The sequence below is a fragment of the Pseudomonas sp. LARHCG127 genome (genome assembly GCF_052871455.1).
Genome location: NZ_JBIXJT010000013.1, coordinates 110,865 through 127,942 on the forward strand (window position 1 = coordinate 110,865; position 17,078 = coordinate 127,942).

17 protein-coding genes are annotated in these 17,078 nt (G+C 62.4%); 5 read left to right on the forward strand and 12 right to left on the reverse strand.

Features of this window, described 5'->3' with window-relative positions; all coding sequences use genetic code 11:
• Nucleotides 1-109: 109 nt before the first annotated feature.
• Together ACIPQ1_RS21680 and ACIPQ1_RS21685 are read left to right on the forward strand one after the other, a co-directional pair.
• Nucleotides 110-1,336: a 3-hydroxyacyl-CoA dehydrogenase NAD-binding domain-containing protein gene (locus ACIPQ1_RS21680; protein WP_446534754.1), complete on the forward strand. Its 1,227-nt coding sequence runs from the start codon at nt 110-112 to the stop codon at nt 1,334-1,336.
• 42 nt (nt 1,337-1,378) lie between these two features.
• The gene (locus ACIPQ1_RS21685) at nt 1,379-1,798 is read left to right on the forward strand and encodes an acyl-CoA thioesterase (protein ID WP_411386203.1); all 420 of its coding nucleotides are present in this window, start codon (nt 1,379-1,381) and stop codon (nt 1,796-1,798) included.
• An 84-nt stretch (nt 1,799-1,882) separates the two neighbouring features.
• Here ACIPQ1_RS21685 and ACIPQ1_RS21690 read toward each other — a convergent pair whose 3' ends face one another.
• The 4 genes from ACIPQ1_RS21690 to ACIPQ1_RS21705 form a co-directional block, all read right to left on the reverse strand.
• Nucleotides 1,883-2,368: a glycine zipper domain-containing protein gene (locus ACIPQ1_RS21690; RefSeq protein WP_053181061.1), complete on the reverse strand. Its 486-nt coding sequence runs from the start codon at nt 2,366-2,368 to the stop codon at nt 1,883-1,885.
• Between the two features lie 360 nt (nt 2,369-2,728).
• A complete protein-coding gene (locus ACIPQ1_RS21695) occupies nt 2,729-5,077 on the reverse strand; it encodes an FdhF/YdeP family oxidoreductase (RefSeq protein ID WP_446534755.1) in 2,349 nt (782 codons plus the stop codon).
• Complete coding sequence (gene fdhD, locus ACIPQ1_RS21700; RefSeq protein ID WP_250961852.1) at nt 5,074-5,913, reverse strand: formate dehydrogenase accessory sulfurtransferase FdhD; 840 nt, start codon at nt 5,911-5,913, stop codon at nt 5,074-5,076. Before fdhD ends, ACIPQ1_RS21695 begins: the two co-directional genes overlap by 4 nt.
• Nucleotides 5,914-6,006: 93 nt before the next feature.
• Nucleotides 6,007-6,894, reverse strand: a complete 888-nt coding sequence (locus tag ACIPQ1_RS21705) for a LysR family transcriptional regulator (protein ID WP_411386204.1) — start codon at nt 6,892-6,894, stop codon at nt 6,007-6,009.
• Nucleotides 6,895-7,027: 133 nt separating this feature from the next.
• On the opposite strand from ACIPQ1_RS21705, the gene lysM reads away from it, so the two are divergent.
• Nucleotides 7,028-7,468 carry a peptidoglycan-binding protein LysM gene (gene lysM / locus ACIPQ1_RS21710; protein WP_186707290.1) on the forward strand — a complete coding sequence of 147 codons (441 nt, stop codon included), beginning with the start codon at nt 7,028-7,030 and terminating at the stop codon, nt 7,466-7,468.
• Between the two features lie 111 nt (nt 7,469-7,579).
• On the opposite strand, the gene yrfG is transcribed toward lysM, so the two are convergent.
• Nucleotides 7,580-8,242, reverse strand: coding sequence for a GMP/IMP nucleotidase (gene yrfG / locus ACIPQ1_RS21715; protein ID WP_411386205.1), 663 nt, complete (start codon nt 8,240-8,242; stop codon nt 7,580-7,582).
• An 88-nt stretch (nt 8,243-8,330) separates the two neighbouring features.
• On the opposite strand from yrfG, the gene nudE reads away from it, so the two are divergent.
• Nucleotides 8,331-8,897 (forward strand): ADP compounds hydrolase NudE, encoded by a 567-nt coding sequence (nudE, locus tag ACIPQ1_RS21720; RefSeq protein WP_186707288.1) that lies wholly within the window; start codon nt 8,331-8,333, stop codon nt 8,895-8,897.
• Entirely contained in the window at nt 8,894-9,721 is an 828-nt protein-coding gene (gene cysQ, locus ACIPQ1_RS21725) for a 3'(2'),5'-bisphosphate nucleotidase CysQ (RefSeq protein ID WP_446534756.1), read from the forward strand. The genes nudE and cysQ overlap by 4 nt, the downstream gene beginning before the upstream one ends.
• Before the next feature lie 214 nt (nt 9,722-9,935).
• Here cysQ and ACIPQ1_RS21730 read toward each other — a convergent pair whose 3' ends face one another.
• The 7 genes from ACIPQ1_RS21730 to rfbB form a co-directional block, all read right to left on the reverse strand.
• Nucleotides 9,936-10,391 (reverse strand): YiiD C-terminal domain-containing protein, encoded by a 456-nt coding sequence (locus ACIPQ1_RS21730; RefSeq protein ID WP_186707286.1) that lies wholly within the window; start codon nt 10,389-10,391, stop codon nt 9,936-9,938.
• Between the two features lie 37 nt (nt 10,392-10,428).
• Nucleotides 10,429-11,820, reverse strand: a complete 1,392-nt coding sequence (locus ACIPQ1_RS21735; RefSeq protein WP_250961856.1) for a sigma-54-dependent transcriptional regulator — start codon at nt 11,818-11,820, stop codon at nt 10,429-10,431.
• Nucleotides 11,817-13,625: a sensor histidine kinase gene (locus ACIPQ1_RS21740; RefSeq protein ID WP_446534757.1), complete on the reverse strand. Its 1,809-nt coding sequence runs from the start codon at nt 13,623-13,625 to the stop codon at nt 11,817-11,819. The genes ACIPQ1_RS21735 and ACIPQ1_RS21740 overlap by 4 nt, the downstream gene beginning before the upstream one ends.
• Nucleotides 13,626-13,693: 68 nt before the next feature.
• Nucleotides 13,694-14,578 (reverse strand): dTDP-4-dehydrorhamnose reductase, encoded by an 885-nt coding sequence (gene rfbD, locus ACIPQ1_RS21745; protein ID WP_446534758.1) that lies wholly within the window; start codon nt 14,576-14,578, stop codon nt 13,694-13,696.
• On the reverse strand, nt 14,575-15,120 hold the full coding sequence (gene rfbC / locus ACIPQ1_RS21750; RefSeq protein WP_446534759.1) for a dTDP-4-dehydrorhamnose 3,5-epimerase: 546 nt from the start codon (nt 15,118-15,120) through the stop codon (nt 14,575-14,577). The genes rfbD and rfbC overlap by 4 nt, the downstream gene beginning before the upstream one ends.
• Entirely contained in the window at nt 15,117-15,992 is an 876-nt protein-coding gene (gene rfbA, locus ACIPQ1_RS21755) for a glucose-1-phosphate thymidylyltransferase RfbA (protein ID WP_446534760.1), read from the reverse strand. Before rfbA ends, rfbC begins: the two co-directional genes overlap by 4 nt.
• Nucleotides 15,989-17,071 carry a dTDP-glucose 4,6-dehydratase gene (gene rfbB, locus ACIPQ1_RS21760; RefSeq protein WP_411386212.1) on the reverse strand — a complete coding sequence of 361 codons (1,083 nt, stop codon included), beginning with the start codon at nt 17,069-17,071 and terminating at the stop codon, nt 15,989-15,991. Before rfbB ends, rfbA begins: the two co-directional genes overlap by 4 nt.
• Nucleotides 17,072-17,078 lie beyond the last annotated feature (7 nt).

Sequence of the window (17,078 nt, forward strand, 5' to 3'; positions counted from 1 at the left end):
GCTGCATCCATCCGCTGAATGCCCCTCATCACACGAATAAATTTCAAAAATATTCGTTGGCTGACTAAGGTGAAGGCTGTCTTCGGATCGCCAAAACAAGAGAGCAGACATGAGCCAGACACCCTTCGATATTCAGCGCGCCGCGGTGGTCGGTGCAGGCACCATGGGACGGGGCATCGTGATGTGCCTGGCCAATGCCGGCGTGGCGGTGCAATGGGTCGACAACAATCCGCAAATGCTCGAGCAAGCGTTGGCCGCCGTAGCCGAGACCTACGCCCATGGCGTGCGCCAGGGCCGTATCGACCAGGGTGAGGCGGATGCGCGGATCGCCCGGGTGACGCGGGCACAGGATTACGCGGCGATCCGCGACGTGGACCTGGTGATCGAGGCGGTCTACGAAAACCTGGAGCTCAAGCAGACTATCTTTCGCGAGCTGGACGGCCTGCTGAAGCCCGAGGCGATCCTGGCGAGCAATACGTCGGCACTGGACATCGATGCCATCGCCGCTGTCACTCGCAGGCCAGCCCAAGTCCTGGGCCTGCATTTCTTCAGCCCGGCGCACATCATGAAGCTGCTGGAAATCGTCCGCGGTGCGCAAACCTCCAAAGCGGTTCTGGACGCGGCCTTGGTGCTGGGCAAGCGCATGGGCAAGGTCAGCGTGATATCGGGCAACTGCCATGGTTTCATCGGTAACCGGATGCTCCACCCGTATGTGCTGGAAGCGCGCAAGATGCTGCTGGAGGGGGCGTTCCCCTACCAGGTGGATGCGGCGTTGCAAGGCTTTGGCTTCGCCATGGGGCCGTTCCGCATGTACGACGTCGTCGGCATCGACCTGGAATGGCGTGCCCGTGAGCTGGCGGGGAAGGGCCAGGACGCGCCCGAGGTGCAAGTGGACAATCGTTTGTGCGAACTGGGGCGGTTCGGCCAGAAAAGCGGCAATGGGTACTATCACTACGAGTCGGGCAGCCGACAGGCCGAGCATGACGTCGAGGTCGATGCGCTGGTGCTGCGGGTCAGCGAAGCGTTGGGGTTCCAGCGTCGCGAGATCGGCCCGGAGGAAATCCTTGAGCGCTGCTTGCTGGCGCTGGTCAACGAGGGGGCGAAGATCTTGCAGGAAGGTATTGCCGAGTCGGCCCATGATATCGACCTGGTCTACCTCAACGGCTACGGCTTTCCCGCGGAAAAGGGCGGGCCGATGGCCTGGGCCGACGGGCAGGGGCTGGAAGCTATCCACGAGCGCCTGCTGGAGCTCGAAACGAAGCAGGGTGACCAGTGGCAGCCCGCGCGCCTGATCGGCGAACTGGCGGCGCAGGGCAAGGGGTTCGCGAGCCGGTAGGCTGTCATCCTGAAGTCATTGAACAACCATGAAGAGCACTTGATGCCCCAACGTAGCGAATACCCACACTTGCAACCCATCACCACGCGTTGGCACGACAACGATGTGTACGGTCACGTCAACAACGTTACCTACTACAGCTTTTTCGATACCGCCGTGAATACCTACCTGATCGAGGTCGGTGGCCTGGATATCCATGACGGAGAGGTGGTGGGGTTCGTGGTGAGTTCGGCCTGCGACTATTTTGCCTCGATCGCCTTTCCAGACCGGATTGAAATCGGCCTGCGGGTCGGCAAGTTGGGCAGCAGTTCGGTGCAGTACGAGCTGGCGGTGTTCAAGGCGGGCGAGGAAGAGGCCTGCGCGGCGGGGCGTTTTGTCCACGTATTCGTGGATCGGACATCGAATCGGCCGGTGGCGATTCCGGATCGGCTGCGTGGGGCGATGGAGCGTTTGGTGGTCTGAAACAAAAATCGCAGCCTCCGGTCAGGCTCTGTGAAGAGCTGCCAAAGGCTGCGATCTTTTACCGGCAGGTATCAAAGCCAGCGATCAATCGTCGTAATAACGATGTTTATGCTTGTGCTTGCGATGCCCATAGGCATGGCCGCGACCCGGATGGCCGTCACGGTAGTAGCGGCGGTCGCCACGGCGGCCGTCATAACGGCGGTCATCGTCATCGTCCTTGCCCATGTAGTTACCCAGGGCGCCACCCGCGCCACCGCCCGCTGCGGCGCCGATCAGGCTGCCGGTGCTGCCGCCGACGCTACGGCCGACCACGTTACCGCCAGCCGCACCCAGCGCGCCGCCGATTGCCGCTTCGCCGCGGCTGTGTCTGTCTGCACCGACTGCACTACCGCCTGCACCGCCCAGCGCCGCGCCGATAGTGGAACCGGTATTGCCGCCCAGGGACTGGCCGACGACCGAACCCAAAACCCCGCCTAATGCGCCGCCCACACCTGCTTCGGCAGTACCACCGGCGGAAGCGATGCCACTGGCCAGGCTAAGGGACAACAAGAGAATGGAGGAGAACTTCATAGAGGAGCCTCAAAGGGATGACGGCGCGATCCTGAGGCTGGCTTCGCTTGCTTACAATCGAAATCCGACGAGTAGCACGACTTGTGCACAATTCTCTAAGTTATTGTTTTTCGGTGGGAACTTAAGGTGAATTGGCCGGTCTTTAGCTACTTGAGACAGGCCGTTTTCCATGGGAAACGGCCTTTTTTGTGCCCGTTCGAAAAGTCGTTTGTGGCGAGGGAGCTTGCTCCCGTTGGGGCGCGAAGCGGCCCTGAAGCTTAGCATCTCGGCGTTTCAGGTGAATGGATGGAAGGGGCTGCTACGCAGCCCAGCGGGAGCAAGCTCCCTCGCCACACGACCACCATGATCCAAAAGGTTGTATCAAGCCGACTTGGCCACGATCAGTCCGTTCTCACTCGCCGCTTCCAGGCGGATCGCGACGAATTTCGACGTCGGCGTATGGCTGCCATCACCGGTGCTTTCCAGCGGGACCAGCGGGTTCACCTCAGGGTAGTAGGCCGCAGCCTGCCCGGCCGGAATGTCGAACGCCAGCAAGGTGAAACCCTTGACCCGGCGCTCGCGACCGTCTTCCCAGAGCGAGACGATGTCAGCTTTCTGCCCCGGCTTGAAGCCCAGGCGAATGATGTCCGCTTCGTTGACGAACAACACGTCGCGCTGGCCCTTTACACCGCGATAGCGGTCGTCGAGGCCGTAAATAGTGGTGTTGTACTGATCGTGGGAACGCATGGACTGCATGATCAGGTCGGGCAACTGGCCGGTGGCACGGGTGCGCTCATGCACGAGGTCGGTCGGCAACAGGTTCGGCTTGAAGTTGGCGCGGCCCGACGGGGTGTTCCAGCGTCGCGAGCCGGCGCTGTTGCCCAGGTAGAATCCGCCGGGGTTCTTCAGCTTTTCGTTGAAGTCCTTGAAGCCGGGGACGGTCTCGGCGATCAGGTCGCGAATGCGGCTGTAGTCGGCCACCAGCCAGTTCCAATCCACCGGGCGGCTACCCAGAGTGGCGGCGGCGATGCCGGCGACGATCCACGGTTCCGAGCGCATCTGGTTCGACAGTGGCTGCAACTGACCCATGGAGGCATGCACCATGCTGAAGGAGTCTTCCACGGTCACCGCTTGCGCGCCTTCGGTTTGCAGGTCGATGTCGGTGCGGCCCAGGCACGGCAGGATCAGCGCGTCCTTGCCGTGGGCCAGGTGGCTGCGGTTGAGCTTGGTGCTGATCTGCACTGTCAGATCGCAATTGGCCAGGGCCTGGAACGTGCGGTGGCTGTCCGGCGTGGCTTGGGCGAAATTGCCGCCCAGGGCGATGAATACTTTCGCCTGGCCGTCGGCCATGGCGTGGATCGCCTCGACCACGTTGTGGCCGTTCTCACGCGGAACCTTGAACTGGAAGCGCCGCTCCAGCGTGTCGAGGAACGCCACTGGCGGACGTTCGTTGATACCCATGGTCCGGTCGCCCTGCACGTTGCTGTGGCCGCGGACCGGGCAAAGGCCAGCGCCTGGCCGGCCAATGTTGCCGCGCAGCATCATCACGTTGGCGATCTCCTGGATGGTCGCCACCGAGTGACGGTGCTGGGTGATGCCCATCGCCCAGCACATGATCACGTTCTTGCTTCTGGCGTACATGCGCGCGGCCTGTTCGATTTCGACCAGGGTCAGGCCCGATTGCTCGACGATCTGCGCCCAAGGCGTATCGTCGACCGCTGCCAGGTAATCCAGCACGTTGGCACTGTGTTCGTTGAGGAACGCGTGGTCGAACACGGCCGGCGCACCGCTGTCCTGGGCCTCCCGCTCCCATTGCAGCAAGAACTTCGCCATGCCGCGCAAGATCGCCATGTCCCCCCCCAGGGCCGGGCGGAAATACGCGGTGTTGGTCGGCTTATTGCCGTTGGTGAGCATTTCGATCGGGCTCTGCGGATGCTGGAAGCGCTCCAGGCCACGCTCCTTGAGCGGGTTGATGCAGATCACTTGGGCGCCGCGCTTCACCGCCTCGCGCAGTGGTTCGAGCATCCGCGGATGATTGGTGCCAGGGTTCTGGCCCCAGACGAAAATCGCGTCGGCGTGCTCGAAGTCGTCGAATGTCACCGTGCCCTTGCCCACGCCCACGCTCTGGGCCAGCGCTACGCCGCTGGCCTCGTGGCACATGTTCGAGCAGTCAGGGAAATTGTTGGTGCCATAGGCGCGTACGAACAGTTGATACAAATAGGCCGCTTCGTTGCTGGCCCGGCCCGAGGTGTAGAACTCGGCCTGGTTGGGGCTGGACAGCCCTTGCAGGTGCTTGCCAACCAGGGCGAACGCCGCTTCCCAACTGATGGGCTTGTAGCGGTCGGTTTCGGCATCGTAGCGCATTGGCTCGGTCAGGCGACCTTGGTATTCGAGCCAGTAGTCGCTCTGTTCCAGCAGCGAGGTCACGCTGTGCCTGGCGAAAAATGCGGCATCGACACGGCGCTTGGTAGCCTCCCAGTTCACGGCCTTGGCGCCGTTCTCGCAGAACTTGACCATGCCGCTTTCCGGCGAGTCGCCCCAGGCACAGCCCGGGCAGTCAAAACCGCCGTTCTGGTTGGTCTTGAGCATCATGCGGATGTTTTTCAGCGCGTTGTCGCTGGTCAACCAGGCCTGAGCGACACTGATCAGCGCACCCCAACCACCGGCTGGGCCCTTGTAGGGCTTGTAGCGTGGTACGGGTTTCTGGTCGGCTTGTTGATGATTGCTCACGCTTGTTTCTCCATCGCAGGGCTGTAGACCCGCGGCGCACTTTTTTGCGGCAGGTGGATGAGGTTGAGGTTGTGTTGACGGGCCCATTGCACGGCGAGGCCCGTGGGCGACGACAGGCTGACCAGGGTCTGGATGCCGGCGCGCAGTACTTTCTGGATCAGTTCGAGGCTGCAACGGCTGGTGACGATCGCCACGCCACCGGCCACCGGGATTTGTTGCCGGATCAGCGCGCCGATCAGTTTGTCGAGGGCGTTGTGCCGACCAATGTCTTCGCGACCCAGGAGCAACTCACCCTGGGCATTCATGAACAAGGCTGCATGCACCGCGCCGCAATGTTGGCCCAAGGGCTGGAACTGACCGATACGGTCACGCAGGCCATCGAGCCATTGCGCGGCAGGCAAGGGCGCGCCGGGCAGCACCTTGAGGTTGGGCAAGGCCTGTTCCACCGCTTCCACACCGCACAACCCGCAGCCACTGGTGCCCGCCAACTGTCGGCGTTGCTGCTTGAGGTTCCAGAAGGCGCGGTTGGCGATGGTCACTTGGGCGTAGTGCGCGGCACCTGTGCCGCTCAGTTGCAGGTCATAGATGTCCGATGAGTCTTCAATGATGCCGCTGCCGAGGCTGAAGCCGACGATGAAGTCTTCAAGGTCGGTGGGCGTGACCAGCATGACCGCCTGGCTGATGCCGTTATAGGCAATCGCCAGCGCCACTTCCTCGGCCAGCGCGGTGCTGTCCGATTGGGCGTGGTCCAGATTGCAGTAGCGATAGCTCTGGCTGGCGGCCGGCGCGGATGTTTCCATCCCAGGCGCTGGACTGACCGGAGGCTTGTCGTTCATAGGCATCACTGAAAGTAGGAATAGTGCTAAGACTAAATGCGGCAATCTGCCACGTCTAATCGCTATTACTGATCTTCCAATAGATGACGTCGATCAAGAAGTCATCGATGATTTCTGATAGAGGGCAAAACAGGCCTCGGCCAACGCCGAGCGGGGGGCGCCGCGTCGCATGATCAGGCCCAGCGAAACCAGCGTCTGGGCGTTTTCAATGGGCTGGATGCGCAAGTCTTCGGTCAGGACATTCAGGCCGCTGTCCAGGGGCATCACCGCGCAACACAATCCGCCATGCACAGCTTGTAACAATTGATGCACCGCGTCGGTTTGCAACAGCGGTTGGGGCGTCAGACCCCGGCTGTGGAAATTGTGGTCGATGGACTGACGAAAATGCATGCCGCTGGTGAGCATGCCCAGCGGCAGTTCGATCAGCGCCTCCCAGCTCAGCGGTTGTTCACCGAAAAAGAAATACCGCTGGTCGTAAAGCAAACCCATGCGGGTGGGGCTGAAGGGCAGGGCCTCGAAGCGTTCATTGTCCAGCCGCTCCAAGTAGGAGATGCCCAGGTCGATGCGGTTGTTCGCCAACTGTTCGAGGATGCGTTCGGAACTCAGGGACGACAATTCGAAACGCAAGCTGGGGTGCTCGGTGTGCAAGCGCTGCATCATCGCCAGCGGGTCGAAGTCCGACAACGGCACCACGCCCAGGCGCAGCGTGCCCACCAGGTTGCCGCGGCAGGCCGCTGCTTCGGCCTGCAGCCCGTCATAGGCCGCCAGCACCGTGCGTGCCCAGGCCAGCACCCGTTCCCCCGGCGCGGTAAAACCTTCAAAGCGCTGGCCGCGGTTGACCAATGGCAGGTCGAGTTCTTCTTCAAGGCTGCGCAGGCGCATCGACAACGTCGGCTGGGTGATATGGCAACGTGCGGCGGCTTGGCCGAAGTGACGGGTTTCGTCCAGCGCGATGAGAAATTTCAGCTGCTTGATGTCCATCTTCGCTCCAGGGCGCGGGAAGATTCGGATTCTAGCGCTTGCGCGTGGCGGGGTCATTGGTCGGCTGGGAACCGGGTTCGTCTCGCCTGGTCTAGTCTTTGCGTCTGGACACTTAAATCAAGGAGCGTGTGCCATGAGTATCTTTAGCTTTGTGAAGGAAGCCGGTGAAAAGCTGATCGACCTGCTGACCCCCGGTAACGCCAATGCCAGCGAACAACTGAAAGAGCACATTGCAAAGGTCGGCCTGGGTAATCCGAATGTACAGGCGACCATCGAGGGCGACAAAGTCATCGTCACAGGTGAAGTGGCGAGCCAGGAAGAGAAGGAAAAAATCCTGTTGGCGGTGGGTAATATCGCCGGTGTCGGTAGCGTAGACGACCAGATCACCGTGACTGGCCCAGTGGCACAAGCGGCGCGCTTCGTGACTGTGAAGAAGGGGGACACCCTCAGCGCCATCTCCAAGGCCGAGTACGGCGACGCGAACAAGTACAACAAGATCTTCGAGGCCAACAAACCGATGCTGTCGCATCCGGACAAGATCTACCCGGGGCAGGTGCTGCGTATCCCTGAATAACTTCCAGGGCTGTGGTGCCTTCATCGCGAGCAAGCTCGCTCCCACAGGTTTTTTTGGTTCGCCGCGAAACCAGTGTGGGAGCGAGCTTGCTCGCGATGAAGGCACCACGGTTCAGAGCCCTTCGATCAAATCGCGATAATCCCCCAATGCCTCGAACTCCCCCGTATCCTTCGGTCCCTTGCGACTGTCCGGCTCGCTGACGGCCAGCAGGTGCGCCACGCCGAAATCCCGGGCGCTGCGCAACACCGGGAGGGTGTCGTCGATGAACAGGCTGCGGGCCGGGTCGAAATTCAGGTCGGCTTGCAGTGCGTCCCAGAACTGCGGGTTTTCCTTGGGGAAGCCGTAGTCGTGGGAGCTGATCAAACGCTCGAAGTAGGGGGCCAGTTCGATGCGCTCCAACTTCAAGGACAACGAATCGCGGTGGGCATTGGTGATCATCACCACGCGTTTGCCGGCGCGCTGAATCGCGGCCAGGAATGTATCGGCGTCCGGGCGCAAGGCGATCAGGTGGGCGGTTTCCAACTTCAGTTCGCGCACCGGCAGTTTCAGCTCGGCGCTCCAGAAATCCAGGCAATACCATTGCAACTGGCCGGCGTTGCGCTCGAACAATGGCTGCAGCTCCATCTCGGCCATCGCCCGGCTCACACCATGCAGGTCGGCGTAGCGCTGGGGCAGGTGTTCGAGCCAGAAGTGGTTGTCGTAATGCAGGTCCAGCAGGGTGCCGTCCATGTCCAGCAGAACCGTATCGATCTCATGCCAGGGCAGCAAGGCCATAAAACTTCTCCAGCGGTAATCGGATATCCGACACAAACAATCAGAATAGGCCGGGTATAGTAGCCCGCTATCGCCCAGGGAGCCGTTTATGCGCCAGAAACCCACCATACTCGATCGCCGGATCGTCGCTACCAGCCGCCTGTTCTGCGTGGAAGAACTGAAATTGCGGTTTTCCAACGGTGTGGAGCGCACTTATGAGCGTCTGGCGAGCAAGGGTGCAGGCTACGGCGCGGTGATGATCGTGGCGATGCTCGACGCCGACCATGCGGTGCTGGTGGAAGAGTATTGCGGTGGCACCGATGCTTACGAGTTATCCCTGCCCAAGGGCTTGATCGAGCCAGGGGAAGATGTACTGGCGGCGGCCGAGCGGGAGCTCAAGGAAGAGGCCGGTTTCGGGGCGCGACAGTTGGAACATCTGACCGAGTTGTCGCTGTCCCCCGGCTACATGAGCCAGAAGATCCAAGTGGTGCTGGCGACCGATCTGTATGAAGAGCGGCTGGAGGGCGACGAGCCCGAGCCGATGCGCGTGGACAAGGTCAACCTGCACGAGCTGTCGGCCCTGGCGCAAAACCCGCAATTCACCGAGGGCCGGGCCTTGGCGGCGCTGTACCTGGCCCGTGACCTGCTGGCCCAGCGTGGAGCGTTCCTGTCATGATATTTCCTCATTCGCTGATGGCCCCGGTGGTCGAGCTGGCGCTCAAGGCCGGCGAGGCGATCCTGCCGTTCTGGCGCGCCAACGTGTTGGTCAACCACAAGGCCGACGAGTCGCCAGTGACCGCTGCCGACATGGCGGCTCATGATGTGATCGTGGCCGGGCTGGCGGCGCTGGCCCCGGACATTCCAATCCTTTCCGAAGAAGACGCGGATATCGCCCAAAGCGTGCGGGCCGGCTGGCAACGCTGGTGGTTGGTGGACCCGCTGGATGGCACCAAGGAATTCATTTCCGGTAGCGAGGAATTCACCGTCAACATTGCCTTGGTGGAACAGGGCCGCGTGGTGTTCGGCGTGGTGTCGATGCCCACCAGTGGTCGCTTCTACGTGGGTGGCGCCGGGCTGGGTGCCTGGCGTGGTGACAAGGGGGGCGTACCTTTGCCTATCGCGGTACGTGACGCAGTGGCGCCAGGCGAGGCGTTCACCGTGGTCGCCAGTCGCCGGCACACCAGCCCGGAGCAGGAGCGCCTACTCTACGGTTTGAGCGCGAGCCTGGGTGAGCTGCAACTGACCAGTATTGGCAGCTCGTTGAAGTTTTGCCTGGTGGCCGAAGGCGCGGCGGACTGTTATCCACGGTTGGCGCCAACCTCCCAGTGGGACACCGCCGCCGCCCAGGGGGTATTGGAAGGTGCGGGAGGCGCGGTGCTGGACTTGAGCGGCGAGCCGTTCTGTTATCCACCGCGTGAGTCGCTGTTGAATGCGTCGTTCCTGGCGTTGCCGGCGAAAGCGGCGTGGCGTGCAAAGTTGTTGGAGCTTGCTCGTTCCTGAACCCCTATCTGATTCTTGTGGCAAAAGCTTTTTGTCTGGCAAGAGTGCTTTTTGTGGCGAGGGAGCTTGCTCCCGCTGGGTTGCGAAGCAGCCCCTGCTTTGGCGGTTGCTGCGCAACCGAGCGGGAGCAAGCTCCCTCGCCCCAGGGGCTACCCCACCCTCCAATCCAGGTCACAGGGGCTACCCACCCCTACAATCCAAGCCATGTGCTGTTTCAGCGGTGCAACACGTATTGCCCCTCGAACTGCACCGCCACGTCCTCGCTCCCGCTGTTCATTACCTGGGTCTGCAAGGCCAGCCGCGCCCGTCCGTAACGCCGGTAGGTGGCCAGGAAGCGTTTCCAGAGTTTTTCCTCAGGCGCTTGGCAGACGACGGCCGCATCGCGGGTCACCGGCAGCGGATAACTGATCTGCCCTTCCTGAATCACGATATGCCCGTCTTCAATGCCTTCCTCGCGCAGGGCCAGGTGCAGCCAGCCCCAGCCACCGAGTACGGCGCCGCAATACAGGCTGCCGCCGAACATGGTGCTCTTGTGGTTGACGTTGGCCGCCAACGGCAAGGACAGGCGCAGTTGCCGGGCCTGCCAATCGAGCACCTTGAGGCCCATGTCCCGGGTCAAGGGGATGTCGTGGTGCAGGATCGATTCCAGGTAACGGCTGTCGCGGTTCATTGCGGGGCCTCTTGCTTGACAGGGTAATGACGATAATTCAATCGGATTCATCGGCCGACCCCTGGCTGCTGTCGCCGAAGGTCAGGCCATGCTTGCGCAACTTGTCGTGCAGGGTCTTGCGGGGAATGCCCAAGGCCTCGGCCAGGCTGCGCACTGAGCTGTGGGGGCGGGCCAGTTCGGCGGCGATCAGGGTTTTCTCGAAGTTTTCCACCTGCTCGCTCAAGCCGCCGCTGACCAGTTCCACCGGTGCCCCAGGGTTGCCGTCGGGCGCGCTGTTGTCCAGGGCCAGCTCCAGGCCCAGGGCAAAGCGTTCTGCGGCGTTCTGCAGTTCTCGCACATTGCCCGGCCAGCTGTGGCGCAGCAGCAACGCCCGGTGCGCCGGCTGTAATTCGTGGGGCGGCAGGCCATGTCGGGCACTGGCTTCGTTGGCGAAATGCTGGAACAGCATCAGCGCATCCTCGCCCCGTTCGCGCAACGGCGGTATGCGCAGCGGCGCGACGTTGAGGCGGTAATACAGGTCGGCGCGAAAACGCCCCTGGTCGGCGGCCTGGCGCAGGTCTTCCTTGGTCGCGGCGATGACACGGATATCCAGAGGGATCTGTTGATTGCCGCCCAGCCGCTCCACCATGCGCTCTTGCAGCAGACGCAGCAGCTTGACCTGGACATCCAGGCTCATGCTCTCGATCTCATCCAGGAACAGCGTGCCGCCGTTGGCGAACTCGAACTTGCCGATGCGGCGTTTCTGCGCACCGGTAAAAGCACCGGGTTCGTGGCCGAACAGTTCGCTCTCCACCACCGACTCGGCCAGGGCACCGGCGTTGATCGCCACGAAGGGGCCATTGCGCCGGCCGGAGAGGTCGTGCAAGGCACGGGCGACCACTTCCTTGCCGGCGCCGGTTTCACCGAGGATCAGCACGTCGGCACGTGTGGCGGCTAGGGCACCGATCTGCTCGCGCAGGCGCAGCATCGGGGTCGATTGGCCGACCAGGCGGGCGCTGAGTTCATGACGATCGCTCAGGGCCAGGCGCAGGCTGCGGTTGTCCAGCACCAGGCGGCGCAAGGCCAGGGCGCGGCGTACGCTGTCGAGCAGGTGATCGCTGGCGAACGGTTTTTCCAGGAAGTCGTAGGCTCCGGCGCGCATCGCCTGCACCGCCAGCGGCACATCACCGTGGCCGGTAATCAGCAGCACCGGCAGTTCCGGGTCTTGCGCGTGGAGTTCGCCCAGCAGTTCGAGGCCGTCCATGCCCGGCATGCGAATATCACTGACCACCACCCCCGGCCAGTCACGGGGCAGCTGCCCGGCCACGCCCTTGGCTTCGGCCAGGGGCAGGATTTTCAGGCCGGCCAGGTCGAGGGTCTGGCTCAAGGCCTGACGCAGATGGGGATCGTCATCGATCAGCACCACCTCAATCCGGTTGTCGATGGTCATACACTTCGGTCCTCGGACGGTTGCAGGCTCACCCCGGGCGCACCGGCGCGCAGCTTCAAGGTGATCAGGGCGCCGCCTTCCTTGTGGTTGGCGAACGACAGTTCGCCGCCGAAGGCGCGCATCAGGGTGTCGCAGATCGCCAGCCCCAGGCCAAGGCCCTGGGTGCGCGTCTTGGTGGTGTAGAAAGGCTCGCCGGCGCGGCCCAAGGCTTCCATGCAAAACCCTGGGCCGTTATCACGGATGTACAGGTTGACGCCCGTGTCGGTGGCCTGGGCACTGATCCAGAGTTTGCGCGGCGGGCCCTTCTCGGTGAGCGCATCGAGGGCGTTGGCCAGCAGGTTGCCGAGTACCTGGCGCAGGCGGGTTTCGCCGGCCTCGACCCACAGCGTGGCGGCCGGCAAGTCGCGGATCAGCTCCACTTCCATGCTGCGCCGGCGTTTGGCGAGCAGCGCCAGGGCATCGTCCAGCGCCGGCTGCAGGGCGACGCTTTCCGGGGCATGACGGTCGCGACGGGCGAAAGCGCGCAGGTGGGCGATGATCGATGCCATGCGCCCGGTCAGTTCGCTGATCAGTTTGAGGTTGCCGCGGGCGTCTTCGGTGCGTTGGTGGTCAAGCAGGATCTCGGCGTTTTCCGCGTAGCTGCGAATCGCCGCCAGTGGCTGGTTGAGCTCGTGGCTGATACTCGCCGACATGGTGCCCAGGGCCGACAGCTTGCCGGCCTGCACCAGGTCATCCTGGGCCCGGACCAATTCCTGCTGGGCCTGCTCGCGCTCCAGCACTTCTTGTCTCAGTCGCCGGTTCAGCCCTTCCAGGTCGCTGGTCCGTTCGGCCACCCGGCCTTCCAGCTCGTGACGGGCCTTGGCTTCGAAGGCGATCCGATCCAGATAGTGGCGCCGGCGTTGCATCATCAACCCGAGCAACAGCATCAAGACCAGCAAGGCCGCGCCACCGGTGGCAACCACGGTACGCACGGGACGGTCGATCAGCGTGCGCGGGGCGAGGATGCTCACGCTCCAGCCGGTTTCTTCGATGGATTGGGTCTGGGGCAGCCAGGCGTTGGCATCCAGGTTCAGTGGCTTGGGATCGCGGGTTGGATAAGGTTGTACCGCGCTGATGGCCTTGCGCTCGCCGTCACTGAGGGGCCGGGTCGCGCGAAAGCGCCATTCCTGGCGCGACGTGAGAATGACCACGCCGTTGTGGTCGGTCACCAGCAATTGTTCCGGGGTCTTGCCCCATAGGCTTTCGGTGTGGTCGAGGTCGACCTTGACCACCAGCACGCCGATGACTTTTTCGCGATCGTGCACGGCGGCCGCGAAGAAATAACCGCGCTTGGCCGACGTCGTGCCCAAACCGAAGAAACGCCCCAGGCGCCCGGCCATGGCTTCGATGAAGTACGGCCGGAAGGCGAAATTACGCCCAACGAAACTGTCATGTTTGTCCCAGTTCGACGCGGCCAGCGTCTTGCCGGAAGGGTCCATCAGGTACATGACTTCGGCGCCGGTCTGGGTGCTGATGTTTTTCAGCAGCCGGTTGGCGTTGCCTTGGGTGACGCCGTCGTCCGGGGCCGACAAGGCGGCGCGCAAGGCCGGCAGCTCGCCGAGGATCTGTGGCAACACTTCATAGCGGTGCAGCGTGCCCAGCAGGTTGGCGACGTAAAGGTCCAGGGTCTGGCGGTTCTGGCCGGCCAGTTCACTGCGGTAATAACGCTCGGCCAGGTGCTCCAACGGCCACAGCAACGGCGCCAGGCACAGCGCGAGCAAGGCCAGGCTGCGCCAACGGGGTCTGCGAGGAAGGGTGGAATTCATGAACATGGGGCGCCTGTGGTGACAGGCGTATTATGCCTAGTTGTCTCGCAAATACTATTTGTAAGGCCTTACCAGGCTTGTCCGGCCAGGCACCGCTGCAACGCGCTTCGCCAGTCGGGCTGGTTCACCACCCATTCCGTGGACAGGCGGCTGCAATCCAGGCGCGAGTTCAAAGGTCGGGGAGCCGGCGTCGGATAGTCGCTGGACGCAATGGGCTCCAGTCGCGCGCACGGCTTGTGTCGCTCGAGCAGGTTTTCGCCGATGGCCTGGGCGAAACCGAACCAGGACGTCTCCCCCCGGGCCGTCAGGTGATAGGTGCCCCAGGCTCCGGCTTGACCGGCCTGCCAGCGTTCGATCAGTTGGGCGGTGCTGTCGGCAATGGTGCCCGCCCAGGTCGGTGCGCCAATCTGATCGGCCACCACCCGCAGCTGCGGTTTTTCCTGCAACAGGCGCTGCATGGTCAACAGGAAATTGCGGCCCTCGGTGGAATACACCCAGCTGGTGCGCAGGATCAGGTGCTGTCCACCTGCCTGGTGGATGGCATCTTCACCGGCCAGTTTGCTGCGTCCATATACGCTTAGCGGATTGGGTGTGTCGTCCTCGGTGTAGGGGGCGGGCTTGAGGCCATCGAAGACGTAGTCGGTGGAGTAGTGAATCAACGGTATGCCCAGTTCGACCGCTGCCTGGGCCAGGATGCCCGGCGCCGTGGCATTGATGGCGAACACCCGTTCCGGCTCGCTCTCGGCCTGGTCGACGGCCGTGTGGGCGGCGGCATTGATGATCAGGTCGGGTCTCAGGGCCTTGATGGGGGCGCGCAGGGAATCCGCCTGCGCCAGGTCAAGCTGGTCGCTGCCGCGTACGAGCAACTCGCCCATGCCGCTCAGGCGCGATTGAAGCGCCCGGGAAACTTGGCCATTGCGGCCGATGATCAGGATGCGCAAGGGCGTACTCATGGGAACAGGTCTGCCTCGTGCAAGGCCTTGCCGTTCTGGTCCTTGGCCGAGAGAATCGGCGCGCCGTCCAGCGCCCAATCGATGGCCAGTTGCGGATCGTCCCAGCGAATGCAGCGTTCAGCTGAAGGCGCGTAGTAATCGGTGGTCTTGTAGAGGAAGTCCGCCGATTCGCTCAACACGACGAAACCGTGAGCAAACCCTGGCGGCACCCACAGCTGCCGATGGTTTTGCGCCGACAGGCGAACGCCCGCCCATTGGCCGAAGGTCGGCGAGGTGCGGCGAATGTCCACCGCGATATCCAGCACCTCTCCCGCCGTGACGCGCACCAGTTTTCCCTGGGCCTGTTCGATCTGGTAGTGCAGGCCCCGCAGCACGCCCCGGGTGGAGCGTGAGTGATTGTCCTGGACAAACTGCAAGGTGCTGCCGGTCGCCTCGGCAAATGCCCGGGCATTGAAGCTTTCGTAGAAAAACCCCCGATCATCACCGAAGACTTTCGGTTCGATGATCAAGACGTCCGGCAAACGGGTGGCGATGACGTTCAACGTGTTTCTCCGGCGATCTTGAACAGGTACTGGCCGTAGCCGGTCTTGCCAAAATACTGGGCGCGCTCAAGGATGTGTTCGCGGCTGACCCAACCTTGCTGGTAGGCAATTTCTTCCAGGCATGCCACTTTCAGGCCTTGGCGATGTTCGATGGTCTGTACGTATTGCGAGGCTTCCAGCAGGCTGTCGTGGGTGCCGGTGTCCAGCCAGGCGAAACCACGGCCGAAGCGCTCGACGTGCAGGTCGCCGCGTTTCAGGTACGCATTGTTGACGTCGGTGATTTCCAGTTCGCCGCGTTTGGATGGCTTGATGGCCTTGGCGATCTCGATCACATCGTTGTCGTAGAAATACAGGCCGGTCACCGCGTAGCTGGATTTGGGTGCGGTGGGTTTTTCTTCGATGGACATCGCCCGCCCTTCCGGATCGAAGTCGATCACGCCAAATCGCTCAGGGTCCTTGACCCAGTAGCCGAACACCGTGGCGCCACTCGGTCGGTTGATGGCGGTCTGCAATTGCTCGCCAAAATACTGGCCGTGGAAAATGTTGTCGCCCAGGATCAGGCACACCGAATCGCTGCCAATGAATTGCTCGCCGATCAGGAACGCCTGGGCCAAGCCATCGGGTGACGGCTGCTCGGCATAGCTGAAATTCACACCAAACTGCCGACCGTCGCCCAACAGGTTGCGGTATTGCGGCAGATCCTGAGGCGTGGAAATAATCAGAATGTCCTTGATGCCTGCGAGCATCAGCACCGAGATCGGGTAATAGATCATCGGTTTGTCATAAATCGGCAATAGCTGCTTGGAAACCCCTAGGGTAATCGGGTGCAGGCGGGTGCCGGAACCGCCGGCCAGAACAATGCCTTTCATCATGCGATTGCATCCTTGTTGTCGAGCGAGCCCAGGCGCTCGCCCTGATAGCTACCGTCCTGGACCCGTTGGCACCACAGCAGGTTTTCCAGATACCACTGCACCGTCTTGCGCAGCCCGGTCTCGAAGGTTTCTTGAGGTGTCCAGCCCAGTTCCCGTTCGATCTTGCTGGCGTCGATGGCGTAACGCAAATCATGGCCGGGGCGATCCTGGACGAAGCTGATCAGGTCGGCATAGTGCTCGACGCCTTCGGGTTTGCGTGGCGCCAGTTCTTCGAGCAGCGTGCAGATGCTGCGCACCACGTCGATGTTTTTCTGCTCGTTGTGCCCGCCGATGTTGTACGTCTCGCCGATCGCACCTTGGGTGACGACTTTGAGCAGCGCCCGGGCATGGTCTTCGACGAACAGCCAGTCGCGCACTTGCTGGCCGTTGCCGTAGACCGGCAGCGGTTTACCAGCCAGCGCGTTGAGAATCACCAGGGGAATCAGTTTTTCGGGGAAGTGGAACGGCCCGTAGTTGTTCGAGCAGTTGGTCAACAGCACGGGCAAGCCGTAGGTGCGTTGCCAGGCACGGACCAGATGATCGGACGCCGCCTTGCTCGCCGAATACGGGGAGCTTGGGGCATAGGCGGTGGTTTCGGTGAACAGGTCATCCACGCCGTGCAAGTCGCCATACACTTCATCGGTGGAGATGTGGTGGAAGCGAAACGCACGCTTCTGCGGTTCGGCCAAAGCCTGCCAATACGCGCGGGTGGCTTCCAGCAGGCTATAGGTGCCCACGATGTTGGTCTGGATGAAGTCCGCTGGGCCATCGATGGAGCGGTCCACATGGGACTCGGCCGCCAGGTGCATGATGGCGTCAGGTTGGAACCGCGCCAGCACCGCACTGACAGCGGCTTGATCGACAATGTCGGCGTGGACGAATTCGTAGCGGCTGTCGTGATCGATGCTGCTCAGGGACTCGAGATTGCCTGCGTAGGTCAGCTTGTCGAGGTTCAGGACCTGATGCTCGGTATCGAGAATCAGATGCCGTATGAGCGCCGAGCCGATGAAGCCAGCACCGCCAGTGATGAGAATGCGCATCCGGGTA